Annotated in this window: 20 protein-coding genes and 1 pseudogene; 16 read left to right on the top strand and 5 right to left on the bottom strand. The window is 63.8% G+C overall.

The window, feature by feature from the left end:
- Window positions 1-220 precede the first annotated feature (220 nt).
- The 7 genes from QCE62_RS18895 (at window position 221) to QCE62_RS18865 (ending at window position 8,266) form a co-directional block, all read left to right on the top strand.
- Window positions 221-991: an enoyl-CoA hydratase-related protein gene (locus QCE62_RS18895; protein ID WP_309921630.1), complete on the top strand. Its 771-nt coding sequence runs from the start codon at window positions 221-223 to the stop codon at window positions 989-991.
- On the top strand, window positions 988-2,187 hold the full coding sequence (locus tag QCE62_RS18890) for a CaiB/BaiF CoA-transferase family protein (protein ID WP_309921627.1): 1,200 nt from the start codon (window positions 988-990) through the stop codon (window positions 2,185-2,187). The genes QCE62_RS18895 and QCE62_RS18890 overlap by 4 nt, the downstream gene beginning before the upstream one ends.
- A gap of 42 nt (window positions 2,188-2,229) precedes the next feature.
- Window positions 2,230-3,024 carry an enoyl-CoA hydratase/isomerase family protein gene (locus QCE62_RS18885; RefSeq protein ID WP_309921625.1) on the top strand — a complete coding sequence of 265 codons (795 nt, stop codon included), beginning with the start codon at window positions 2,230-2,232 and terminating at the stop codon, window positions 3,022-3,024.
- Window positions 3,017-4,672, top strand: a complete 1,656-nt coding sequence (locus QCE62_RS18880; RefSeq protein ID WP_309921622.1) for an AMP-binding protein — start codon at window positions 3,017-3,019, stop codon at window positions 4,670-4,672. The genes QCE62_RS18885 and QCE62_RS18880 overlap by 8 nt, the downstream gene beginning before the upstream one ends.
- Before the next feature lie 72 nt (window positions 4,673-4,744).
- Window positions 4,745-6,076 (top strand): MFS transporter, encoded by a 1,332-nt coding sequence (locus QCE62_RS18875; RefSeq protein WP_309921618.1) that lies wholly within the window; start codon window positions 4,745-4,747, stop codon window positions 6,074-6,076.
- A 32-nt stretch (window positions 6,077-6,108) separates the two neighbouring features.
- The gene (locus QCE62_RS18870; RefSeq protein WP_309921616.1) at window positions 6,109-7,056 is read left to right on the top strand and encodes a nitronate monooxygenase; all 948 of its coding nucleotides are present in this window, start codon (window positions 6,109-6,111) and stop codon (window positions 7,054-7,056) included.
- Window positions 7,057-7,141: 85 nt separating this feature from the next.
- The gene (locus tag QCE62_RS18865) at window positions 7,142-8,266 is read left to right on the top strand and encodes a porin (RefSeq protein WP_309921613.1); all 1,125 of its coding nucleotides are present in this window, start codon (window positions 7,142-7,144) and stop codon (window positions 8,264-8,266) included.
- 106 nt (window positions 8,267-8,372) lie between these two features.
- Here QCE62_RS18865 and QCE62_RS18860 read toward each other — a convergent pair whose 3' ends face one another.
- The 3 genes and pseudogenes from QCE62_RS18860 to QCE62_RS18850 all read right to left on the bottom strand — a co-directional run bounded on the left by QCE62_RS18860 (window position 8,373) and on the right by QCE62_RS18850 (window position 10,058).
- On the bottom strand, window positions 8,373-8,684 hold the full coding sequence (locus QCE62_RS18860) for an aldo/keto reductase (protein WP_309921610.1): 312 nt from the start codon (window positions 8,682-8,684) through the stop codon (window positions 8,373-8,375).
- 67 nt (window positions 8,685-8,751) lie between these two features.
- Window positions 8,752-8,973 (bottom strand): annotated as a pseudogene (locus QCE62_RS18855) (integrase); the annotation flags it as partial.
- A 113-nt stretch (window positions 8,974-9,086) separates the two neighbouring features.
- Window positions 9,087-10,058, bottom strand: a complete 972-nt coding sequence (locus QCE62_RS18850) for a LysR family transcriptional regulator (protein ID WP_309921608.1) — start codon at window positions 10,056-10,058, stop codon at window positions 9,087-9,089.
- Between the two features lie 166 nt (window positions 10,059-10,224).
- Between QCE62_RS18850 and QCE62_RS18845 the strand changes: the two genes are divergently transcribed.
- The 9 genes from QCE62_RS18845 (at window position 10,225) to QCE62_RS18805 (ending at window position 18,789) form a co-directional block, all read left to right on the top strand.
- Window positions 10,225-11,214: an aldo/keto reductase gene (locus tag QCE62_RS18845; RefSeq protein ID WP_309921605.1), complete on the top strand. Its 990-nt coding sequence runs from the start codon at window positions 10,225-10,227 to the stop codon at window positions 11,212-11,214.
- 11 nt (window positions 11,215-11,225) lie between these two features.
- Window positions 11,226-11,834 (top strand): flavodoxin, encoded by a 609-nt coding sequence (locus tag QCE62_RS18840; RefSeq protein ID WP_309921602.1) that lies wholly within the window; start codon window positions 11,226-11,228, stop codon window positions 11,832-11,834.
- Window positions 11,835-11,878: 44 nt separating this feature from the next.
- Window positions 11,879-12,730, top strand: coding sequence for an aldo/keto reductase (locus QCE62_RS18835; protein ID WP_309921599.1), 852 nt, complete (start codon window positions 11,879-11,881; stop codon window positions 12,728-12,730).
- A gap of 63 nt (window positions 12,731-12,793) precedes the next feature.
- Window positions 12,794-13,222 (top strand): cupin domain-containing protein, encoded by a 429-nt coding sequence (locus QCE62_RS18830; RefSeq protein ID WP_309921596.1) that lies wholly within the window; start codon window positions 12,794-12,796, stop codon window positions 13,220-13,222.
- A gap of 652 nt (window positions 13,223-13,874) precedes the next feature.
- A complete protein-coding gene (locus tag QCE62_RS18825; RefSeq protein WP_309921593.1) occupies window positions 13,875-14,852 on the top strand; it encodes a LysR family transcriptional regulator in 978 nt (325 codons plus the stop codon).
- Window positions 14,852-16,324, top strand: a complete 1,473-nt coding sequence (locus QCE62_RS18820; RefSeq protein ID WP_309921590.1) for an NAD(P)/FAD-dependent oxidoreductase — start codon at window positions 14,852-14,854, stop codon at window positions 16,322-16,324. The genes QCE62_RS18825 and QCE62_RS18820 overlap by 1 nt, the downstream gene beginning before the upstream one ends.
- Window positions 16,325-16,326: 2 nt before the next feature.
- Window positions 16,327-16,842, top strand: coding sequence for a CMD domain protein (locus QCE62_RS18815; protein ID WP_309921588.1), 516 nt, complete (start codon window positions 16,327-16,329; stop codon window positions 16,840-16,842).
- Complete coding sequence (locus QCE62_RS18810) at window positions 16,839-17,438, top strand: peroxidase-related enzyme (RefSeq protein WP_309921587.1); 600 nt, start codon at window positions 16,839-16,841, stop codon at window positions 17,436-17,438. The genes QCE62_RS18815 and QCE62_RS18810 overlap by 4 nt, the downstream gene beginning before the upstream one ends.
- Before the next feature lie 46 nt (window positions 17,439-17,484).
- Entirely contained in the window at window positions 17,485-18,789 is a 1,305-nt protein-coding gene (locus QCE62_RS18805; protein ID WP_309921584.1) for an MFS transporter, read from the top strand.
- Between the two features lie 33 nt (window positions 18,790-18,822).
- Here QCE62_RS18805 and QCE62_RS18800 read toward each other — a convergent pair whose 3' ends face one another.
- Entirely contained in the window at window positions 18,823-20,052 is a 1,230-nt protein-coding gene (locus QCE62_RS18800) for a multidrug effflux MFS transporter (protein ID WP_309921581.1), read from the bottom strand.
- Between the two features lie 173 nt (window positions 20,053-20,225).
- A complete protein-coding gene (locus QCE62_RS18795) occupies window positions 20,226-23,396 on the bottom strand; it encodes a PAS domain S-box protein (protein ID WP_309921578.1) in 3,171 nt (1,056 codons plus the stop codon).
- Window position 23,397: the final 1 nt, after the last annotated feature.

The following is a 23,397-nucleotide window of genomic DNA, read 5'->3' as shown; positions in this document are numbered from 1 at the left end:
TTCAGCGCCTCGTAAAACAGGCCTAAACACCTCTATTTGCAACGTTTATTTACGACATGAGTGTCACCGTATGCCCGCAAAAAACGACCTGAACAGACTCAAATAGCGGGTTTACACCGACCCAATTGCGCTCGAATTAGTTGTTTTCATCACGGATATTTGTTTGACTTAATCACGCATCGGCCTTACTCTTTGCACCATCGCTTCGACTCGACTACTCATGACCACCTCTGACAGCCTCCTCATCGAAGACCGCGCCGCCGTGCGCGTCCTGACGATGAATCGCCCCGACAAGCGCAACGCGCTCAACAACGAACTCACGCACGCGCTGCTCGCCGCACTGCAAGCCGCCGAGCGCGATCCCGCGGTGAAGGCCATCGTCCTGACGGGCGCGGGCAAGGCGTTCTGCGCCGGCGCCGATGTCAAGGAATTCGGCGGCTTCGTCCAGTCCGGCAACGACGATGCAGCCAGCGCCGCCCAAGCCGCGCTCGAACGCGCGCATCTGACGACGAATCTGCATCGCGTGTTCTCGCAGATGTCGAAGCCGGTCGTTGGCGCGGCGCACGGTCATGCGATGGGCGGCGGCGCCGGTCTCGCGCTCGCCTGCGACATGCTCGTCGCGGGCGAAAGCCTCAAGCTCGGCTATCCCGAGCTGAAACACGGCATCGTGGCCGCCATCGTGATGGCCAATCTCGTGCGCCAGGCCGGACGCAAGACGGCGTTCGAACTGGTATCGCTGGGCGAAGCCGCCGACGCGCAACGCACGCTTGCGCTGGGCCTTGCCAACCGCGTCGTCGCTGACGAGGACATGCTCGACACCGCCGTGGGCATCGCCGAACGCCTCGCCGCCTTCGATGCCCCCGCCATGGCCGCGACCAAGCGCCTGTTCCATCGCGTCGCGGATTTGCCGCTGCAACAGGCGCTCGATGCATCGCTCGATACGAATCTCATGATGCGCAGCTTCCGCAAGCAACGCGCAAACGACCAATGACCGACGCTCAAGTCAAACCGCTCGCAGGCGTCACGGTCATCGAACTCGCGCGCGTGCTCGCGTGCCCGTTCGCGGACATGATCCTGGCCGAACTGGGCGCGACCGTCATCAAGATCGAGCAGCCGGGAACGGGCGATGAAACCCGCAGTTTCGAGCCGCAAGTGGGCGACGAATCCGCGTATTACTTCGCGTGCAACCGCGGCAAGCAGTCCGTGACGGCCAATCTCAAGACCGAAGCGGGACGGCGCATCGTCCGCGAACTCGCGCAGAACGCCGATATCCTCATCGAGAATTTCCCGGTGGGCACGCTGGCGCGCTACGGTCTCGATCACCAGACGCTGCGCGCGGATAATGAACGCCTCGTGTACGTGTCGTGTACCGGCTTCGGCCAGACCGGTCCGTATGCGAAGCGCAAGGGCTACGACACCGTGTTCCAGGCGATGGGCGGCATCATGAGCCTGACCGGCGAGCGCGGCGGCGGTCCGGTCAAGCCCGGCCTGCCGATCGCGGATCTGACGTCGGGCATGTGGATCGCCATCGGCTTGCTGTCGGCGCTGAATGGCCGCGCGATGACGGGCAAGGGCTGCCACATCGACTTTTCGATGCTCGATGGACAAGTCAGCCTGCTCACGCTCGCGGCGGGCCGCTTCTTCGCGCTGGGCGAAGTGCCGCCGCGTCTTGGCACGGAACATCCGGGCCGCGTGCCCTCCGCGACTTTCGCATGCAGCGACGGCGCGTTCGTGCATATTACGTGCAGCGACCAGCACTGGCTGCCGCTCTGCAAACTGCTGAAGCTCGATGCACTTGCCGGCGATCCCTTGCTGTCGACCAACGCGGGGCGCGTGGAGCATCGCGAACGCGTGATGGCGGCGCTCACGCAAGCCATTGCGGGCTGGACACGTCAGGCCTTGTGCGATGCGTGCGACGCCGAAGGCGTGCCCGCCGGTCCCATCAAGGACGTCGCGGAAGTGCTCTCCGACCCGCACGTGAAGGCGCGCGGCATGGTGAGCGAGTTCGAGCATCCCACCATCGGCACCTTCGGCGCATTGCCGCTGCCCTTCAAGTTCGATGGCTTCGCCGATCCCGAAGTGGTCCGCCCGCCTTTGCTCGGCGAACATACGGAACAGGTCCTGCGCGAACGGCTCGGCTACGACGCACAGCACATTGCAGCGCTGCGCCGCGACGGCGCCATCTGAGCGTGGCGCGCGCGGTACGGAATCAAGCATCAAGGGGAAACCATGACAGATGACCAAACGCTGATCGTCGAGCGCCTGGACGGCGTGGCCGAGATCATTCTCAACCGGCCGGAGCAGCGCAACGCGCTCAACGCACTGATGTGCGACGAATTGCGCGCCGCCGCGGTGCGCCTGCGCGCCGACGACTCGATCCGCTGCGTGATCGTGCGCGCCAACGGCCCGGTGTTCTGCGCGGGCGCGGACCTGAAGGAACGCAAGGGCATGAATATCGACGATGTGCGCGCCCGCCGCCTCAAGGCCTTCGCCGCTTACGATGCGCTCGAGAAGATCGGCAAGCCGTGCATCGCGCTGGTCGAAGGGCCGGCGGTCGGCTCGGGCGGCGAGATTGCGATGGCATGCGATTTCATCGTCGGAACGGAGAAAACGAGCTTTCGCACGCCGGAAGCGCTGTGGGGCACCGTCGGCGCGACGCAGCGTCTGCCGCGCGTGATCGGCAAGCGGCTCGCGAAGGACATGGCCTATACGGGCCGCACCCTGAGCGCCGACGAAGCGCTGCACGCCGGTCTCGTGTCGCGTATCGTGCCCGCCGGCGAAGCGGTGAAGCTTGTCCGCCAGATGGCCCGCGATATCGCCGATGCCCCGCCGCTCGCGATGCAGCTGACGCGCGATTGCATCGACCGTGGCGTGGAGACCGACCCGGCGGGCGCGCTTGCCATCGAGATTCTCGCTATCGACACGGTGCTGCAAAACTCCGACTGGAAGCAGTCGATCTCGGGCTTCGGCCAGCGCAACGATGCCGACGACAAACATGACAGCAGCGGAGCGCGCCATGCATGACGATTACCTGGCCTATGCCGAACGCTTCGGCCTGACACAACCGGTCACGCTGCCCGCGATCCTCGCCGCGCGCGCCGCCGCGACACCGGATGCCGAAGCGCTCGTCATCGACGGTGAGCGTATTGCTTACGGCGCCCTGGCGGAACGCGTGCAAAGCGCCGCCGCGCGAATGATCGCAGCGGGCGTGCAGCATGGCGAGCACGTCGGCATTCTGATGGGCAATTCCATCGACTGGGTCGTGCTGTTCTATGCGGCGGCGTCCATCGGCGCGGTGACGGTTCCGGTCAATACGCGCTTCAAGCTCGACGAGCTGAACTACTGTCTGAAGCAGGGCGACGTGCGCGTGCTGTTCTACGTCGATACCTTCCTCAACATCGACTACTCACAGCTGCTGCGCGACGTCGAACCGGCCTTCGATGCACACCTGCCCGGCGACGTGCTGCCGCTGTTGCGCCGCGCCGTGCTGGTCGGCAAGACGGAACGCGCTTTGCCCGCCGGCGTCGAACGTTTCGAAGCGCTGGCCGACACGCCGGAGACGCGCGCCGAAGCCACCAGGCGCGCGAACGAAGTCTCGCCCGAAGACACGCTGCTGATCCAGTACACGTCCGGCACGACCTCGTTCCCGAAGGGCGTGCTGCTCCGGCATCGCAACATGCTGATGAACGCGGCAGCCTCGGCGCAGCGCATCGGCGTGCAGCCGGACGACCGCTATTTCAGCGTGCGCCCGTTCTTTCACGTGGCGGGCACGACGATGTCGCTGCTCGTATCGCTGGTATCGGGCGCGTGCCTGCTGTCGGTGCCGTCGTTCGACGTGCCGAAGGTGCTCGACATCCTCGATGAAGAACGCTGCACGCTCACCTCGGGCAACGACACCATCTTTCTGATGATGATGAGCCACCCCGAATTCCGGCGCGAACGCATCCACTTGCGCGGCGGCTGGGCGGCGGCGGGTCCCGAGATCATGCAGAAGATTCACGACGTCATGGGCGTGAGGCACATGGTCGGCGCATACGGGCAATCGGAAGCGTCGCCGAACGTGGTCCTCAACGACTGGCGCGATCCGCTCGAGACTCGCGTCGCGGGCTGGGCGTCGCCGCATGCGGGCATCGAGATTCGCACGGTATCGACGGAAACGGGTGAAGTGCAGCCCGCCAACGCGCCCGGCGAAATCCAGGTGCGCGGCTGGAGCGTGATGAAGGGCTACTACAACAAGCCGCAGGAAACCGCGAAGGCGTTCAGCGAAGACGGCTGGCTGCGCACCGGCGATCTCGGCGTGATCGATGCCGATGGCCGCATGCGCATGCTCGGCCGCCTGAAGGACGTGTTCCGCGTCGGCGGCGAGAATGTCGCGCCTGCCGAAGTGGAAGAGACGCTGTTCGGCCATCCCGCCGTGCAGCTCGCGCAAGTGGTCGGCGTACCCGATGCGCGTCTCGGCGAAGTGGCCGCCGCATTCGTCGTGTTGCGGGCGGATGCCGAGGCATCGAGTGAAGAGTTGATCGCGTGGTGCAAGGCGCGCTGCGCGAACTTCAAGGTGCCGCGCTATCTGCGGGTGGTGCAGTCGTTCGACGACATCGGCATGACGGGAAGTTCGAAGGTGCAAAAAAACAAACTGCGCGACTACGCGATCCGTGAGTTCAAGCTCGCGTGATTGCAAGGCGGACGGCTGCGGCCGTCCGCGTGTCGACGCAAGCTGAAGAAGCCATCCACCAAGGAAGAGACAATGACGACGTACGCATCCGGCGCCGTCGGGCTTGCACGCCCGGAAGAAGCCGTCAGCGAAGCGACGTATCGCAAGATCAGCCGGCGCATTTTGCCGCTGCTGTTCGTGTGCTACATCATCAATTACATCGACCGCGTGAATATCGGCATCGCGCAGATTCAGTTCAAGGCCGACCTGCAGTTCAGCGATCTGGTGTACGGCATCGGCGCGGGACTGTTCTTCGTCGGCTTTCTGCTGTTCGAGGTGCCGAGCAATCTGCTGCTCGCGAAGATGGGCGCGCGCCGCACGCTTTTGCGCATCATGGTGCTGTGGGGCGCCGTCTCTGCCGCGACGATGTTGGTGCGCACGCCGTGGGAGTTCTACATCGCGCGCATGTTGCTGGGCGTAGCCGAAGCGGGCTTCTTTCCCGGCATCATCCTGTACCTGAGCTACTGGTTTCCGGCGGAGCGGCGCGCGCGCGTGACGGCCTTGTCGTTCATCGCCATTCCCGTTGCAACGATGATCGGCGCGCCGCTGTCCGGCTGGATCATGCGCAGCTTCCACCAGTTCCATGGCCTCGCGGGCTGGCAGTGGATGTTCCTGCTCGAAGGCTTGCCTGCGATTCTGCTCGGCGTCGTCGTGTATTTCCGGCTGGAAGACAAGCCTGAATCCGCTGCATGGCTGACGGCTGAAGAGAAGGCAAGCCTGGTCAGCGCGCTGTCCGCCGAACGCCGGGTGCGCGCCACGCATGGACACGGCGGCATGCTCGCCGCCCTGAGCGACTGGCGCGTGTATGTCGCGGGGCTGGTGTCGTTCTGCGCCTATGTGCTTGCCAGCACGATCGCCTTCTTCGCGCCGATGGTGATCCAGGCCACCGGCGTGCGCGATGCGCTGCACGTCGGCCTGCTCGCCGCCATTCCGGCGATCGCCGGCATCGTGACGATGGTCATCGTCAGCCGCCATTCCGACCGCGTCCGCGAACGCCGCTGGCACGCCGCCGTGCCGCTGATGTGCGCGGCCGCCAGCCTCATCGCCCTGCCCTTCGCACGCGGCGACCTGATGTTCTCCGTGCTGCTGCTCGCCATCGCGACATCGGGCCATCTGTCGAGCCTGTCCGTGTTCTGGACCATTCCATCGACCTATCTCGGCTCGACGAGCGCGGCGGCGGGGATCGCGCTGGTGAGCAGTATCGGATCGCTGGGCGGGCTGGTCGGCCCGAGCATGATCGGCTATGTGAAGTCGGTGTCGGGCAGTCTCACGCTCGGCATCCAGTTCGCCGGCTGCCTGATTCTTGTGGGCGGCGTCACCTTGCTGATCGGCATTCCGGCGCGCCTGCTGACGACCCGGAGCTGAGTTTTTAGAACAGGAATTTGGAGGATCGCACGATGACACCGACCCGACTCACCCGCATGCTGAACATTCGCTATCCAATCATCCAGGCCGGCATGAGCTGGGCGTCGTCGAATGCGGCGCTGCCTGCCGCCGTCAGCAACGCGGGCGGCCTCGGCGTGATCGCGGCGGGACCGATGTATCTCGATGCCTTTCGCCAGGCCGTGCGCGAGGTCAAGGCCGCCACCCACGGCGCGACGTTCGGCGTGAACCTGCCGCTGTATCGCCCCGAAGCGGCGCTGTTTCTCGATGTCATCGAGGAAGAGCGCGTGCCGGTGGTGTTCGCCTCGCAGGGCGGACCGAAAGCGCATCTGGAGCGCTTCAGGCGCGTCGGCACGCGCTGGATTCATGTCGTCTCGACGATGGAACATGCGCGCAAGGCCGCCTCCGCAGGCGTCGATGCGCTGGTCGTCGTCGGCGCGGAAGCAGGCGGTCATCCGCCCGCAAACGGCGTCAGCACGCTGATCGCGGTGCGGCGCGCGGCACAGGAGTTCAGCGTGCCGATCGTCGCGGGCGGCGGCGTGGCGGACGGCTACGGCATCGCGGCGCTGCTCGCGCTCGGCGCGGATGCGGTGCAGCTCGGCACGCGCTTCATCGCCACGCGGGAAGCCGGCGTGCATGAGAACTACAAGCGCGCCGTGCTGGAAACCGAAATCGATCAGACCGCGCTGGTGGGCGTGCGTCAGCTGCCGGTGCGCATGACGAAGAACCAGTTCGCCGCCGATGTCCTGCACGCCGACACCCACGAACCCGACGATGCCGCCTACGACACGCTCTTCAAAAGCAGCACGCTCAAACAAGCCGCGCTCGATGGCGATATCGAACGCGGCAAGGTGGAGCTAGGCCAGTCGGCGGGTCTGATCCACGATCTGCCGGGCGCGGCGGAAGTCGTGGCCCGACTCGTCGATGAGTATCGCGATGCGGTGGGACGGCTCATCGGCTGAATGAATGCAGCGGTATCCGCACGGATGCCGCTTCATGCAACCACTATTTCGCCACCCTAATCAAAATAAACCGGAGACTTGCAAGATGAAGAACGCATGCGCTGCAGCCGCTCTGCTCGCTTTCACCTGCGCCGCACACGCGCAAAGCAGCGTCACGCTGTACGGCCTGATCGATACCGCGATCTCGTGGCAGAACAACCAGGTCGGCGCGACGGCCGCGAACGGGCGCGCGCTGTCCAGCGGCAGTTCCGTGGCGCTCGGACCGGGCTTCTTCAACGGCTCGCGTTGGGGCTTGTTCGGCACGGAAGACCTGGGCGGCGGACTGTCCGCGATTTTCCGCATCGAGGCGGGCTTCAATCCGGGGACGGGGGTCTCGCTGCAAGGCAACCGCGAGTTCGGACGGCAGGCGTATGTCGGCATCAAGAGCAGCTATGGTCAATTGACGTTGGGCCGTCAATACAGCGTACCGTTCGAAACGCTGCTGCCATACGATGTCATCGGCTGGGCCAATTCCGCCGCCAGCGACGTGTGGGTTCAGTTGCTGGCCGGCTCGCGCATGGACAACACGGCGAAGTACACGCTCACCCTCGATCAGTGGAAGATCAACGCGGCCTACTCGTTCGGCGGCCAGGCGGGCAGCGTGTCGCACGGGTCCACGTATGCAGCCGGGCTCAACTATACGGGCAACGTGTTCTCCGCAGGCCTGACTGCGCAGCAGGCGAAGGATCTCGTCGGCAACAAGCAGTCGAATCTCGGCGCGGGCGCGTTCGTCGTGACGGGACCGGTGACGTGGCAGGCCTACTACCTCTACACGCGCCGCGACGGCGGCTTCACGCCGACCAGCGGTCAGGACTTCTCGCCCACTTACGGCACGTATTCGCAGCTCTACACGAATCCGGGCAATACGAACATCGGCGTGAGCAGTCAGGCGCGCACGGACAACGTGTTCCAGTTCGGTGCGACGTGGCAGGCGACGTCGTCGGTGCAAGTCAAGGCGGCCGCCATTTACGACCTCGGCCGCCATGTCAACGCGAACGGCGAAGGCGGCAACAAGCTATCGACGTTCCTGACCGGCGACTACTTCCTGTCGAAGCGGACCGACGTGTATCTGGCCGGCGCATACAGCAAGGTCAGCGGCACGTTCAATGGCCCGTTCGCGGGCAATGACGACAGTGCGTCGGTCACGCTGGGGCTGCGGCATCGGTTCTGATCGGGATACCGACACGATGCTGCGTGCGGGCAGGGGCTCCATGCTCGTGACTGCCGGCTAGTGCCGGCAGCGCCAGAACTTCTGTGCCGCTGCCTCGCTTCGAAGATCAACGGTCATTCGAATGACTGTACGCGGGCTTCGACCCCGGACAAGGCCATGCAACCGGTTTGTCCGGCCGAACGAAATCATCGAGCTTCCCGCCGGTGATTCTCTGCCGGTACTCCTCGGTATGCAGCATCGAATGCGGGAAGATCGGCGGGGGCTGGCTCACGGCATCGAGGTGCGCGACGTCCTCGGCGGAAAGTGCGATGTCGGCAGCGGCAAGATTCATGCGCAATTGTTCGACGCTTCGTCGTCCGATGGTCGGCAGCACGCCTTTCGCCATCACCCAGGCAGTGGCGATCTCATCCGGGCTCACGCCGCGCGCTTGTTCGGTCGCATATGAGGCGGAGGGGTCCGTTGGATGACTCGCTACGGATGTTGGGCTACAGCAACCGGACGGCGCGCAGGTTCTTTGTGCGGCAATAGATCAATGATGCTTTCGTTCGTCGCATCGTGTGCGTGTCGTACGCACGGTTGTCGAGTCCGATCGACGCGACCCAACGATGAACAATACGCGCGTACTGACGCGTCGACACATGGGCTGACGCGTGCTACCGACGTGGAAACAAACAGTCGGCTGGCCTTAATCCTCGAAGCGAAATCCAACCCGAAACACCTTGACGGGATCGAACACTGACTGCTCATGAACGATGGCTTCACAGCCGGTCGCAGCCATTCGATTTGAGACTACTGAATTTATTGTTGCAGAACCAAGGCACTACCCAATGCGGCTGTATCGCTTCGATCGCGACCTGAATTGGGCTAGCTCTTTCTCAGTGAGCAGGTATTCTCGGCAATCAAGCAGGCGAGCAAAAGCGAGGTCCAGGAAGGCTCGTACTCGCTTGGGTTGAGCAGCCCGGCTTCCGTAGTACACGTGCAAACCGATATGCGCGCTCATATGCCGCAAGAGAACTGGCTTCAGTCGGCCAGCCCGGATGTGGGCCGCTGCCGAGAAGCTCGCGAGTTGACCGATGACCTGCCCCGCAAGCACGGCTTGTAATTCGAGCTCCGAATCGTTCGTCGCGAATGCGGGGGACAATTGCCGGTGTTCGAGCTTACCGTCCACGGTCAAATACCAGGGCGCCACCTTGCCAGTGACCGGATGCCGGAACACACTGCAGCGATGTGCCGCCAGATCATCGAGTATCGATGGCGCGCCGTACGCTTTCAGGTAGGCGGGCGCCGCGCACACGATCATCTGGATCGGGAAGAGTTGCCGACCGATCACACCCTCGCTGGGCGACGCACCGATCCTGAAGCCGACATCTACGCGGTCCAGCACCCAGTTGCCGATACCGTCATCGAGCTGGACGTCCGGCTCGATGCCAGGGTACTCCCGGCAGAACTCGTCGAGCAGAGGCATGAGGATGGCGGCGAACGACGATTTCGGCCCGACGATCCGCAACGGCCCCGCGATCTCATCCTTGGACTCCCGCGCCAAGGCCAGAGCCCTGTCCAGTGCCGCCAGGGCGGGCTGTGTATTTTCCAAGAAGCGTTGGCCCTCCTCGGTTAAGGCGAGGCTGCGCGTCGTCCGATGCAACAGGCGCACTCCTAGATGCTCTTCCAACTGCGCAATGGCCTGACTGGCAGCCTGGGGGGTGACACCCTGGGCCAGAGCGGCCTTGCGGATGCTGCCGAGTTCGACGGCTCTGGCGAACGTCGCGATGGCCTTGAAATCATTCGTGGGCATGGTCGATTCTTTTCCTGAAGTACGACAGAAGCGTCGCACATTTACTCAGTATCAATCTGGGATTGATACTGGTGCAAGGGATAATCGACTAGTCGGTTGAAACTGCGGCGCCTAAAGTAACAAACATCGGGCCACGGCCCTCGTCGTCTACTGTAAGGAGCGCATCTTGGACAAGCGACAACTCGGCCATTCGGGACTCGAAGTTTCGGCGATTGGCCTGGGGTGCATGGGATTGAGTCACGGCTATGGGCCGGCCACGGATCGAACCAAAGCCGTTGAGCTGATTCGTGCGGCCTTTGACCGAGGCGTGACCTTCTTTGATACCGCCGAGGTCTACGGGCCGTATCTTAACGAGGAGGTTGTCGGAGAGGCGCTGGCGCCCGTACGAGACCAGGTTGTCATCGCCACCAAATTCGGCTTCACCTTTGGTGACGACGGCAAGCAGCAGATTCTCAACAGCCGCCCGGATCATATCCGGTGGGCGGTCGATGGCATGCTTAAGCGCCTGAAGACGGACGTGATCGACTTGCTGTATCAGCACCGAGTTGACCCGGACGTGCCCATCGAGGATGTCGCCGGCACCGTCAAGGAACTCATCCAGGCGGGCAAGGTGAAACACTTCGGCCTGTCGGAAGCCGGCGAGCAGACCATCCGCCGGGCGCATGCCGTGCAGCCCCTGACCGCTCTCCAGAGCGAATATTCGATGTGGTGGCGCGAGCCCGAAGAAAGAATTCTGCCCACGCTGGAGGAACTCGGCATCGGTTTTGTGCCGTTCAGCCCGCTCGGCAAGGGCTTCCTTACGGGCGCCATCGATAAGAGCGCGACGTTCGGCAAGGACGACTTCCGTAGCATCGTCCCTCGTTTCACTCGTCAGGCGCTTGAAGCTAACCAGGCACTGGTCGACGCTCTCAGCGGGATCGCCAAGGGCAAGGGCGCGACGCCGGCTCAGGTCGCGCTCGCATGGCTGCTTGTCCAAAAGCCCTGGATCGTGCCGATTCCGGGCACGACGAAGTTGCATCGTCTGGACGAGAATCTGGGCGCAGCATTGGTCGAACTGACTGAGCCTGACCTCCAGCACATTGCCCAGGCGCTCGCGAACGTCGAAATACATGGCGATCGCTACCCGGCCTCCTTGAAGGCTCGCGTTGGTCGCTGACACAAGGCAACATGATGTCTTCCAACGAGCGTAAGCGCCGGGTGCTTATGGCCGCGGTCGCAGCCTTGCCTTGGAACGCCGCAGTGGCTATAGGCAGCGGCAGCAACACAGTTCGCAAGACGAGGTCGCGAGTTCTCGTCGCCTACTTTTCGCGTTCCGGCAATACGCGGGTTGTAGCCGGGCTGTTGCAGCGAGCGTTCGAGGCGGACGTGTTCGAGATGCGACCGGCCGACCCGTATCCCGAGGAGTATCTCGCAACCGTCGAACAGGCCCGACAGGAGCGGGACAGTGGCTTCGCGCCGGCGCTGGCGGCTCGTCTCACGGACATCGGCACGTACGACACCGTCTACCTTGGCTTTCCGATCTGGGGAGAGACGGCGCCACCGGTGGTTCGTTCGTTTTTGGCGACCCACGATCTCACGGGCAAAACGCTCACGCCTTTCGTAACACATGGTGGATACGGCCTCGGCAACGGCCTGTCCGTGCTCGCCAGCCTCGCGCCGTTGGCGAAGATGCGTAGCCCGTTCGTGATGGAGGCGGACCAGGAGCGCAAAACGCTGAATCTCGTCAACGAGTGGCTCGACAAGACAGACTTGACCAGGGAACCTGGCGCGTCCTGAGCAGACCTCATGCCGCCGTCGACTTTCAACTGCAAGGAACGAACATGCAAGACGTGACACTCAACAACGGAATCAAGATGCCGATCCTCGGCTACGGTGTCTTCCAGATCGCCGACGAGACGGAATGCGAACGCTGCGTCGTGGACGCGGTGCAGGCAGGCTATCGTCTCATCGACACCGCTGCGTCCTATAAGAACGAGGAGGCGACCGGGCGTGGCCTCAAGCGTTGCGGGGTCCCCCGCGACCAGCTTTTCGTCACCAGCAAGCTGTGGGTCGAGGATGCTGGCTATGAACGTGCTCAGGCGGCCATCGACAAGTCGCTGAAGCGTCTGGGTCTGGACTACCTCGATCTGTTCCTGATTCACCAGCCGTTCTCGGACGTTCACGGCGCGTGGCGAGCGATGGAGGAGGCGCATCGCGCCGGCAAGCTTCGTGCGATCGGCCTGAGCAACTTCCAGCCGGATCGTCTCATGGACATCAAGTGTTTCAACGAGGTGACGCCAGCCGTTAACCAGATCGAAGTCAATCCCTTCCATCAGCAAGTTGAAAGCGTCGATTTCATGCGCGGGCTCGGCGTTCAGCCAGAGGCCTGGGCCCCCTTCGCCGAAGGACGAAACAACCTGTTCGAGAACGAGCAACTAGTGGCGATTGCGCAGGGCCACGGCAAGACCGTGGGGCAAGTGGTACTGCGATGGCTGGTTCAGCGCGGCATTGTCGCCCTCGCGAAGTCTGTGCGGAAGGAACGGATGCTGGAAAACCTGGCTGTCTTCGACTTCGAGCTGTCCGAGGGAGACATGCAGGCAGTCGCAACGCTGGAGACTGGTAAGAGCAGCTTCTTCTCCCATCGCGACCCGGCGATCGTGAAATGGATGAGCGAGCGAAAACTCGGCCTCTGACATGGCGGTCTGGCTAGTCGCCGAGGGAGACCCGGGCACCCCATAACCTGAAAGAGCGCAATCATGACCAAAGCATCTCAGACCATCGTCCGTAACGGCACGAAGCCGTCAATCAAGGGCCCTGAAAGCTGGTTTACCGGCTCGGTCCGTATCGATAGCCTCTTTCAGGCTGAGGAACCGGCGCGTCTCGGCGGCGGCATCGTGACGTTTGAACCCGGTGCACGCACCAACTGGCATACGCACCCGCTCGGGCAAACACTCCTCGTTCTCAATGGCGTCGGCTGGACTCAATGTGAAGGCGGCCTCCGAACGGAAATCCGCGCCGGTGACATCGTCTCGTGCTCGTGCGGCAAGCGGCACTGGCACGGAGCGGCTGCGACCACCGCCATGTCGCATCTTGCTCTAACCGAATTGCTCGACGGCAAGAATGTCGAATGGATGGAGCCGGTGACCGACGAGCAATATCATGCGGGGCCGCTCGTCACTGAATAATCGTGCTCCCGGTCTCAGCAGATATTCTTAGGCGAGACCGCAAATCGGTTAAGCGGCCACTGTACATGGCCCCCTTGTAACGGCGATGCAGCCCTACGGCTCAAGCGGTGAGGAACACCTTCAAAGTCGCGGAGAGGGTTGCCCCTGAACGTCGGGTTCTTTTCTGAAACCGGTCGCTCAGATTTCAGTTGCGTCCGGCCGTTCATGGCCGCCTGCTGCCTGCTGCGCCCGGCTACGCCGACCCTGATTCCAATAACGTCGCTGGCCTTCCGACCAAGAGAAGGCGCCGTATGGAATGGGAAGCTAACCCGGCCACTTTGCCTTAACGCAACGTGCAGTCGAAATCAGCGAAGGACTTCCCTGTTCGTCTGGACATCATTTGCTTTCTGCCTTGCCAGGTTTGCAGTCTTTTGCGACCGCCTTGCGACTAAGCCATTCACCGAAGCCTCATCTTCGGTTGAGCAATCACCGATCGCCATTCCCCTGATCTCTGTGCCTTGCTGACGAGCGGCCAGGACGAACCGCGCGGCGCACGTCCACCGGAAACCAGCACCCCTCCCCTTAATGTCCATATTCCAATTAATTATTTGCAATTTGCATTATTGACGCCCCAGAATGTGAAAACCACATTCTCCTCGCGACCATACACCGCATGGACCTACGCCAGCTCGAAGCCTTCGCCGCAGTCGTCACCACCGGCAGCATCACCGCCGCTGGCCGCCTGCTGAACCGCTCGCAGCCTGCCATCACGCGTCTGATCCAGGATCTGGAGGCCGACGTACGCTACGCGCTGTTCACCCGCAACGGCCCCCGCGTCACGCCAACCGAACAAGGCATCCAGTTCTACAATGAAGTCGAATCCATCCTTGCAAGCCTGCAAGGAATCCAGAAACGCTCTGACGAAATCGCGCGTGGCGACAGCCGTCCCTTGCGGATTGCCGCGACCTCGGCACTTGCCGCGGGCCTCGTGCCGCTCGGGCTCGCCCACGTCCAGACCGCCAACGCCACGCGCAACATCCAGTTACGCAGCGTGACCCCGGAGCAGGTGGTGCACGCCGTGCTCACCGGTGCCGCCGATATCGGCGTGGCCAGCCTGCCGCTCGAACATCGCGGCGTGCTCGTGCACTGGATCGGCCAATCCGCGTGCGTCGCGGCGCTGCGCGACGACGATCCCCTTGCGCAACACGACCGCCTGCCCCTTTCGGCCTGCGAGGGTCGCCCCATCGTCACGATGCAGAATCCGTATCGCCTGCGCCGCCGTCTCGACCACGCGTTCGCGCAAGCGTCAGTCAAACCCACGGAATTGATCGAAACGAATTCGTCGCTGAACGCGCTGACCGCCGTGCGCGCAGGCCTCGGCATCTCCGTTCTCGAACCGGTCACCGCCTATGGCACACCGCTGACCGGCATCGCGATCCGTCCGATCGACGCCGACATTCCGTATTTCTTCGGCGTGATCTCACGCGACGCAGTCCCGCTGCCGCCCGTAGCCGCACACCTCGTCGACGCGCTCGCCGATGCCGCCCGCACCCTGCTCCCGGATTTCACTCTGCGCGCGGGCACCGAACACGCCCAGGTCCTGCAGTCGCTCTATGGCGACCTGCCCGCCATGAAGGAAAACTTGCTGTGATGAACCCGAGCACTCCATCTACCGCGGGTCTCGCGGCGCTCGAAACCCGCTTGCGCCAGGATCTCGCCTGGCTCGAATTGCCCGCGAAACGCTGGATCCCTGAGCGGACCGTCGACGGCCACGCGCTCGTCAACGTCGCCATCATCGGCGGCGGCATGGCCGGGCTCGCGGTGTCGGCAGCACTGGGCCATCTCGGCATCGATGCCGTCATCTACGATCAATCGCCGCGCGGCTTCGAAGGCCCGTGGGCGACCACGGCACGCATGGAAACCCTCCGCTCGCCGAAGCAACTCACCGGTCCCGCGCTCGGCCTGCCGTCGCTCACCTTCCGCGCGTGGTTCGAAGCGCAGTTCGGCACGCAGGCCTGGGACGCGCTCGACAAGATCCCGCGCCTGCAATGGATGGACTATCTGCGCTGGTATCGCGATGTGCTGGACATCGACGTGCGCAATGAACACCGCATCACCGCCATCACGCCGCGCGAGGACGGTTGCGTGGCGCTCTCCATCACGAATGCCGCGGGCAACGAGACGGTCTTCGCGCGCCATGTCATCCTCGCGATGGGCCGCGACGGACTGGGCGGCCCCGCCGTGCCCGCGTTCGTGCGCGACCTGCCGCGCCGCTTCTACGCCCATTCGTCCGATGCGCTGGACTACGGCACGCTGCGCGGCAAGCGCGTGGGCGTCATCGGTGCGGGCGCATCGGCGATGGACAGCGCGGCGACCGCGCTCGAAGCAGGCGCAGCGTCCGTCGATCTGCTGATTCGCCGGACGGACATTCCCCGCATCAACAAAGGCAAGGGCGCAGGCAATCCGGGCCTCACGCACGGTCATGTCGTGTTGCCCGACGACTGGAAGTGGCGCATCCGCCATTACATCAACGTGCAGCAGGTGCCGCCGCCACGCGGCAGCACACTGCGCGTATCAGGTCACGCCAACGCGCGCTTCAATCTCGGTACGCCGATCACCGATGTCGAAGTGACCGGGAACGCGTTGCAGGTCCATACGCCGAAAGGCGACTTTGCGCTCGACTTCCTCCTGTTCGGCACGGGCTTTCGCATCGACTGGACGGCCCGTCCCGAGTTCGCGCCGTTCGCGCGTCATGTCCGCGTCTGGAAAGACCGCTACGCGCCGCCCGCCGGTGACGATGACATCGAGCTTGCTGATTCGCCGGATCTCGGACCTGTCTTCGAATTCCAGGAAAAGACCGCGGGCGAATGCCCCGGCCTGGAACGCATCCATTGCTTCTGTGCGCCTGCGACGCTCTCGCACGGCGCGCTCTCAGGCGACATCCCGGCCGTGAGCGACGGAGCCAAGCGGCTTGCCCAAGGGCTCGCGGCGACGTTCTATCGGGAGGATGTCGAATTGCATTACGCCAACATGGAGACGTTCGCGGAGCCCGAAATTGACGGGACCGAGTGGACGCCCGCGCCACCGCCGCCGGCACTCGCCGACCAGGCTTTCGGGAGTTGAACATGACACATGACATTGATCAGGACGTGATCGATAGCGTCGCTGGCCTCGCGCCCGACTCAGGCACTTACGCGCTGCGGCACCAGCGGGCGAAGGTCGTGGACGCGACTCAGGGCAGCTACGACGCGCTGTTCGATCCCGCGCTCGAAGACCTCACGCTTGTCGAACGATTGCTCGTCGCGCTCTACGCAAGCCGTCTCACGCCCTCCCCGGCGCTTGCCGCCCATTACCGCGCCGAACTGACCGCGCACGATATCGATCAAGCGACGCTCAGCGCCGTGGAAAGCGGCACGCCTGACGATCTGACCGAGCCGCGCCTGCGTGCAATCCTCGCGTTCACGCGCACGTTGATCGAGAACCCGGTCGCCGGCGACGAGGCCGCCCTGCAGACGCTGCCCGCTGCCGGACTCACGACGCCCGCTGTCGTCGCGCTTGCGCAATTGATTGCCTTCCTCTCGTATCAGACGCGCCTCGTCGCGGGTCTGCAAGCCTTTGCACAACTGGAGCGCGCAGCATGACCGACTTCATCCGTTCGAACGGCTTCACGAACGAGTCACTGGGATGGCGCGCATGGCTCGACGTCGTGAACCTCGACCAGGCGACCGGGGAACAGATCGCCGTGCTCGAAGAGAGCCACCCCAAGGCAAAGGAGTCGGATTACTACCGCTTTCTGGTGCATCAGCCGGAGATCCTGCGGCAGCGCTCCGCGGCTTTCAACGCGATCATGTACGCACCCGGCGGCCTGCCTCGCGCGGAACGGGAACTGTCGACCACCGTGGTATCGCGGATCAATGGCTGTGTGTATTGCGCGTCGGTCCATGCGCAGCGTTTCGAACAGCTCGCCAAGCGCAACGACGTCATCCGCCAGGTTTTCGACGATCCCCACAGCGCCGGCACGACGAGCCGCGAACAAGCGATTGCGCGCTTCTCGGCCGCGTTGACCGAGCATCCCGACAACATCGAAGCCAGCCATCTGCGCGCGTTGCGCGAGGCCGGTCTCTCTGATGCCGAGATTCTCGATCTCATCCATTCGATCGCCATCTTCGCGTGGGCCAACCGGCTGATGCTGAATCTCGGCGAGCCTGTGTTTCCCGGGCAAACGCCGGTTGCATGATCCGACGAATTCGGACTCTCCTTCCAACCTTGTCCCGAGATAGCCGATGGATACTCAACCTGGCCTGAAGCCCGTCATCGTGGCCGCGGTGCTGGCCAATGCGATGGAGTGGTTCGACTTCACCATCTTCGCCGCGATGACGCCGCTCATCAGCAAGCTGTTCTTTCCCGCCGCACCTGCCGATTCGGGCGCGAGCCTGAATGCCATCCTCCTGACGACCGCCCTGTTCGGCGCGGGCTTCTTCATGCGGCCGGTGGGCGGCGTGCTGCTCGGTCTCTATGGCGACAAATACGGCCGCAAGTCGGCCATGACGCTCGGCATGAGCATCATGGCGCTGGCCGCGGCCATCATGACCTTCGCACCGACCTACGCCACGGCGGGCGTCGCCGCACCGCTGCTGATGCTCGCGGCCCGGCTGCTGCAAGGCTTCTCGATTGGCGGCGAGTTCGGCACCTCGACGGCCTTCCTGATCGAACTCGCGCCGCCCAGGCGCTCCGGCTTCTATGGATCGTGGCAGATGAGCGGCCAACTCATGTCGACGATGCTGGGCGCCGCGCTCGGCGTGCTGGTCACCCAGGTGTTCACGCCCGAGCAGCAGATTGCGGGCGGCTGGCGTCTTCCCTTTGCCGTCGGCCTGCTCATTGCGCCACTGACGGTTTATCTGCGCCGTCACGCCAGCGAAACCTACGCGCGCATCCATGCAACGCCGCACGCGCGCCCGGCAGACGCAAGCGCCGTCAAGCGCGGACTGTCGGACTATCTGATCGGCATGGGCATGGTGGTCGCGAGCACGGTCACGTTCTACGTCACCTTCGGCTATACCGTCACCTATGCGAAACAGGTGCTCAAGCTGCCCGTGTCCGAGAGCTTCATGGTGCAGATGATCGCGGCCATCGTCATGCTGATCGTCACGCCGATTGCCGGCGCGCTGTCCGATCGTCACGACCGCAAAACCCTGCTGGTCGGCTCGCTGGCCGCCTACCTCGTCGCCATCTATCCGCTCTATGCCTGGGTCGTGGCGGCGCCATCCGTCTCACGGCTTCTGGTCGCGCAGATCGTGATCGGCGTGATCAGCGCCACCTTCCTCGGCGTCTATTGCACGACGCTCGCGGAAATGTTCCCCAGGCGTTCGCGCGCGACGTCGCTCGCCGTGGTCAACAACGTGGTCGTTTTAATCTTTGGGGGCTTTGCGCAGACCTTCGTCACGTGGCTCATCGCGCTCACGGGTTCGCCGCTTGCGCCCGTCCTGTACGTGATGATCGGCATTGCGTTGAGTCTCATCGCCGTGCTGGCCCTCAAGCCGGGCCACTTCGCGCAAGGCCGGGCCAGCGCTGCGCAAACCACGGGATAGCCGCAAGCGGGTCAAGCGGCGTACGGCCCGCGCTTACGCCGCCTTGACCGCCGCTTCGTCCCGCGCGGCTCGCTCCAGATGCCGCAGCAGCAGGTTCACCATCACGACCACGGTCACGCCGATCGCGACGAAGAACAGGGCCAGCGGCGCAAGTATCTGCACTGACACGAAGCCGGCCAGTCCCATCATGACGGACGAAACCAGCAGCAGTGCGCAACCGAGAATCGCGCTCGTCAAACCGGCGATATGCGGAAACAGCGAGTTGCCCTTCGCCATGAAGGTCGGATACATGGCCCCTGCACAAAAGCCCATCACGAGCACGGGCAAGGCAAGCGACCACACCGTGAGTCCCGCGGTGAGCGAGAAGAGCAGCATCGCGACCGCGGCGCCTGCCATGATTCGCGAGCCCAGGCGCAAGCGCGTTTCGGCGCTCGGAAAGCGCGGTCCATGCAAACGGTTCGAGAGGCCGCCGAGAAAATACATCATGCCGATGGCCAGCGCGAGATAGCCGAAATAGGTCGGCGGCCTGTGCAGCGTGTTCTGCACCATGAACGGCCCGACGATATTGAACACCAGCAGAATGCTGTAGCACAGGCCTTGCGCCAGAAAACAGCTTTGAAACACGGGGCTTGCCAGGACCTTCCCGGCATTGCTGATCAGCGTGCGCGGCGCCAGATGCACAGGCTTGCGCAACGTCTCCTGGTATCGCCAGACGAACCCCCACATCACGATCGAATAGATCAGCAGGAACACCAGGCAGGCTTTCCAGCCCAGCCATTCCTGCAGGTGCGCGCCGATGACCGGCGCGACGATCGGCGCGAACCCCCAGGCAATCGACATGTAGGTGAACGCGTGCAGCAAGCGCTGGCCACTGAACGAATCGGTGATGATCGCCTTGGCAAGCAGATTGGTGGCCGCGATGCCGAAGCCCTGCAGGACGCGCGCGAGGATGAAGGTTTCGAGGCTGTTCGCCGTGAGCGAGAGCAGACAGCCGAGGGTATAGACCACCAGCCCGAAAGCGAGCACGCGCTTGCGGCCATAGGCATCGGCGACGGGACCGAGCACGAGCTGGCCGATGGCGTAGGCGGCCATGTAGCCGGACACGCTCGACTGAATGGCTTGCGCCGACACGCTGAAATAGCGCGCCATCGCGGGCAGCGCGGGCACATAAATGTCGATGGCGAGTTGTCCGGCGGACGCGAACAGGCACACGAGCAACAGCAGAAAGCGCGGCGAATTCTGCCTGGAAGAAGCTTCAGTCATGGGTGGGCGGGGACGAGGAACAGGCGGCCGCGCGCGGACAACCCGCAGCGGCTGGCGCTGCGTATTGTGCCTGCTATCGTTGGCGTCGTCCCAATACCCCTGCTTCAGCCGATGTCGGCCACCGGCATCGAACGCGCCCGTTCCGGTTCATGCAAACGCAACGGCCCCGCGCGTCAGGCCGCCTTTTCCTTCCTCGCCAGCTTCCTGCCCTCTTCAACCCACCCCTCACCCTTCAGCTTCTTCTTCGTCTCCCGCAGCACGCCCGCCAGCTCGGACGCCTTGGTCGCATCGAGCAGCACGAAGCTCCGCAGTGCCGCCGTGGCGTCGATCTCGAAGCAACGCCTGCCGCTCGTCGTCGTTCTGGCGTCGCCCGCCTCGATCCCGGCGATCTCCTCTGCCAGCGAATGAAGCTGTCGCTTGAGCAAGGCGCGAAGGCGCGCGTCAACCATCACGCGGTCCATGCTCCAGGAGGCCCGGTTCGACAGCGCGTTTTCGCCGGCAAGCACGCTATCGGCGACGACCTGAAGCCCCATTGCCCTGAGCCTCGCGAGATCCGCGCGCAGGCTTTCCGTGTTCACGCGAGCGGTGCCGCGTTCGAGCCGCAGTTCAAGGCGGTTCGCGTCGACGCCGCTCTCGCGCAGCGCCAATGTCAGCGTCTCGGTGAAGTCGCTCGTCAGAAGCTGCTTGGGGTAGACGGGCACGCAGACCGTCACTTCGGGCAGCCGCGTGGCGAGCTTGCAGGCCTCGCGCAAGACCCATTCTCCGAGCGGCACGACAAGCCCGCTCTGCTCGGCCACGCGCAGATAACTTTCCGTGCCGAGCCGGCCGAGCGTCGGATGATTCCACCACGGCTGGACCTCGACGGCGATCGCGTTCGTGGACGAGACGCGCACGCTGCAGGCGAGATCGAATTCACGCGCCTTGATCGCGATCAGCATGTCATGCGCGAGATGCCGTTCGGTCTCGGCCGAGGTTTCCGCATCTTCGGCGTAGAACGTGTAGGTGCCGCGCTGCTTGCCCTTGGACCGATACAGCGCAACGTCGGCGAAGCGGAACAACTCGTCTTCTTCGAGCGTATCCTGCGGCGTCAGCGCGATACCGATCGACAGGCCCACCTCCAGCCACCGGTCGCCATGAGCGATGGGCTGGGACACCGCCTCGATCAGGCGTTCCGCGAGTTCGACGACCTGCGGCCGCGCCAGGTTCGAGGCAGCAACAACGAACTCGTCGCCACCGATCCGCGCAACCAGCTGCCCTTCCCTCATCTCACCCGTCAGGCGCGCGGCGACAGTGCGCAACACGAGATCGCCCACATCATGGCCGAACGTGTCGTTGATCGGCTTGAAGTGATCGAGGTCGAGATAGAACAGCGCGAGTTCGCTGTCGGTCGCCCTGAGCACCTGGCGCATGAACATGCGCAGGCCGAGCCGGTTCGGCAGGCCCGTCGCCGGGTCGTGCTGGACCTCCTTCTGGGCCCGCGAGAGATCGGCGGCGAGGGACACGTCGGCGGTGATGTCGGCGGCGATCTTGACGATCTTGAAGGGCTTGCCGTTCAGGTCGTAGATCGGGTTATAGGATGCCTGGATCCAGACCTCGGCCCCGTTCGCCGCGATGCGCTTGAACTTGGAAGACAGGAACGTGCCCGCGCGCAGCTCGGTCCAGAAGCGTGCGTAATCCGCATGCGCGGCGGTTTCCTTGTCGACGAACATGCGATGGTGCCGGCCCACCACGTCCCGAAGCGTGTAGCCCATCAGCGTCAGGAAGTTGTCGTTCGCTTCGAGCACGTTGCCGTCCATGTCGAACGAGACCACGCTCTGCGACTTGTTGATCGCGGCGATCTGGCCTTCGTAGTCGCCTTGCCGCAGCTTCTGCTGGGTCACGTCGACGGCGTTCTTGACGACCTTGAAGGTCCGCCCGTTCATGTCGAGGATCGGATTGTAGGAAGCCTGCAGCCAGATCTCGCGGCCATCGCGGCCGAGGCGCTTGAATTCGCCCGCCTGGTACTGACCCGCGGCGAGCGCCTGCCAGAACTTCCCATAGCTTTCGCTGTCCCGCTCCTCCGCCGAAACAAACATCGAATGATGCCGGCCGATAACCTGCGACAGGCGGTAACCCGCCAGGTCGAGAAAGTTGTCGTTGGCGTCGAGGATCGTGCCGTCGACATTGAAGGCGACCACGCTCTGCGACTTGTGGATCGCGGCGATCTGACCTTGATGGTCCGCCTGGCGAAGCTTCTCGCGCGTGACCACCGTTGCGTACTTGACGATCTTGAAGGGCCGGCCGTCCTGATCGAGCACCGGGCTATAGATGGCCTGCAGCCAGATCTCGCGCTTGTCGCGGCCAATCCGCCGGAACTCGCCGCTGCGATGACGGCCGGCGGCCAGATCGCTCCAGAAAATCTCGTAGTCGAGACTGTGCGCGTAGGCCGGATCGACGAACATGCGGTGATGGCGGCCTTCGAGTTCCTCCATCGTGTAGCCCACCGCTTCGAGGAAGTTGCGGTTGGCATCCAGAATGGTGCCGTCGGGCGCAAAGGTCACGATGCACTGCGACTTGTCGATGGCCGCAATCTGGCCTTCGAAATCGGCGTTCTGCTGTTTTTCCGAGGTGACGTCGACCGCATACTTGACGATCTTGAACGGACGACCTTCGAGGTCGAGGATGGGATTGTAGGTCGCACGCAGCCAGACGGCGCGGCCGTCCTTGCTGAAGCGCCGATATTCGCCGGAAGCGTGCAAGCCTTCTCGCAAGCGTTCCCAGAACGCGGCATACGACGGGTCGCTGGCCTCGTCGGCGGCGACGAACATGCGGTGATGCTGGCCGACGACTTCATCGAGACCATAGCCGGTCGCGTCGAGAAACATCTCGTTGGCGTGAAGGATCGTGCCGTCCATCGCGAAGTGGATCACGGCCTGCGAGGTATTGATGGCGGCGATCTGGCCGGCGTCGTCCACGGCCGACATCATGCGGGCGGTCACGTCGCGCACCAGCATGACGATTTCGCCGACCGTGCCGTCCGCGGCCGCGAACGGGATGCAGGAAACCTCGGTCCAGAAGGACGAGCCGTCGCGCTTCAGCTGCTGCATTTCGCCGAAGAACGCTTCGGCGGTTTCAAGGACCGTATCGATCTCGTCCCGCACGGCTGCGCCCGCTGCGAGCGGCCGGAAGATGCTGCGATTGCGTCCGACGAGCTCCCATCCCTGGTAGTCGAAGAGTTCCAGGAAGCGCTCGTTCACGCGAAGGATGCTGCCGTCGGGCGCAAAAGCGATCCGCCCCACGGTTCGCTCCATGGCTTCCGCATCGGCGGGCGTGAAGGAAGACTTGATCGAATTGTGAAGCATCATC

The sequence above is a fragment of the Caballeronia sp. LZ033 genome, from assembly GCF_031451265.1.
Lineage (GTDB): Bacteria > Pseudomonadota > Gammaproteobacteria > Burkholderiales > Burkholderiaceae > Caballeronia.
This window is presented reverse-complemented; position numbering and strand designations above follow the sequence as displayed.

What these genes read in the sequence shown, in the direction of transcription:
- QCE62_RS18815 (WP_309921588.1), top strand. Translation starts at nt 16,327, where the DNA reads ATGACACATGACATTGATCAGGACGTGATCGATAGCGTCGCTGGCCTC.
- QCE62_RS18825 (WP_309921593.1), top strand. Translation starts at nt 13,875, where the DNA reads ATGGACCTACGCCAGCTCGAAGCCTTCGCCGCAGTCGTCACCACCGGC.
- QCE62_RS18870 (WP_309921616.1), top strand. Translation starts at nt 6,109, where the DNA reads ATGACACCGACCCGACTCACCCGCATGCTGAACATTCGCTATCCAATC.
- QCE62_RS18890 (WP_309921627.1), top strand. Translation starts at nt 988, where the DNA reads ATGACCGACGCTCAAGTCAAACCGCTCGCAGGCGTCACGGTCATCGAA.
- QCE62_RS18800 (WP_309921581.1), bottom strand. Translation starts at nt 20,052, where the DNA reads ATGACTGAAGCTTCTTCCAGGCAGAATTCGCCGCGCTTTCTGCTGTTG.
- QCE62_RS18895 (WP_309921630.1), top strand. Translation starts at nt 221, where the DNA reads ATGACCACCTCTGACAGCCTCCTCATCGAAGACCGCGCCGCCGTGCGC.
- QCE62_RS18830 (WP_309921596.1), top strand. Translation starts at nt 12,794, where the DNA reads ATGACCAAAGCATCTCAGACCATCGTCCGTAACGGCACGAAGCCGTCA.
- QCE62_RS18810 (WP_309921587.1), top strand. Translation starts at nt 16,839, where the DNA reads ATGACCGACTTCATCCGTTCGAACGGCTTCACGAACGAGTCACTGGGA.
- QCE62_RS18805 (WP_309921584.1), top strand. Translation starts at nt 17,485, where the DNA reads ATGGATACTCAACCTGGCCTGAAGCCCGTCATCGTGGCCGCGGTGCTG.
- QCE62_RS18840 (WP_309921602.1), top strand. Translation starts at nt 11,226, where the DNA reads ATGATGTCTTCCAACGAGCGTAAGCGCCGGGTGCTTATGGCCGCGGTC.
- QCE62_RS18875 (WP_309921618.1), top strand. Translation starts at nt 4,745, where the DNA reads ATGACGACGTACGCATCCGGCGCCGTCGGGCTTGCACGCCCGGAAGAA.
- QCE62_RS18880 (WP_309921622.1), top strand. Translation starts at nt 3,017, where the DNA reads ATGCATGACGATTACCTGGCCTATGCCGAACGCTTCGGCCTGACACAA.
- QCE62_RS18835 (WP_309921599.1), top strand. Translation starts at nt 11,879, where the DNA reads ATGCAAGACGTGACACTCAACAACGGAATCAAGATGCCGATCCTCGGC.
- QCE62_RS18865 (WP_309921613.1), top strand. Translation starts at nt 7,142, where the DNA reads ATGAAGAACGCATGCGCTGCAGCCGCTCTGCTCGCTTTCACCTGCGCC.
- QCE62_RS18820 (WP_309921590.1), top strand. Translation starts at nt 14,852, where the DNA reads ATGAACCCGAGCACTCCATCTACCGCGGGTCTCGCGGCGCTCGAAACC.
- QCE62_RS18885 (WP_309921625.1), top strand. Translation starts at nt 2,230, where the DNA reads ATGACAGATGACCAAACGCTGATCGTCGAGCGCCTGGACGGCGTGGCC.
- QCE62_RS18850 (WP_309921608.1), bottom strand. Translation starts at nt 10,058, where the DNA reads ATGCCCACGAATGATTTCAAGGCCATCGCGACGTTCGCCAGAGCCGTC.
- QCE62_RS18795 (WP_309921578.1), bottom strand. Translation starts at nt 23,396, where the DNA reads ATGATGCTTCACAATTCGATCAAGTCTTCCTTCACGCCCGCCGATGCG.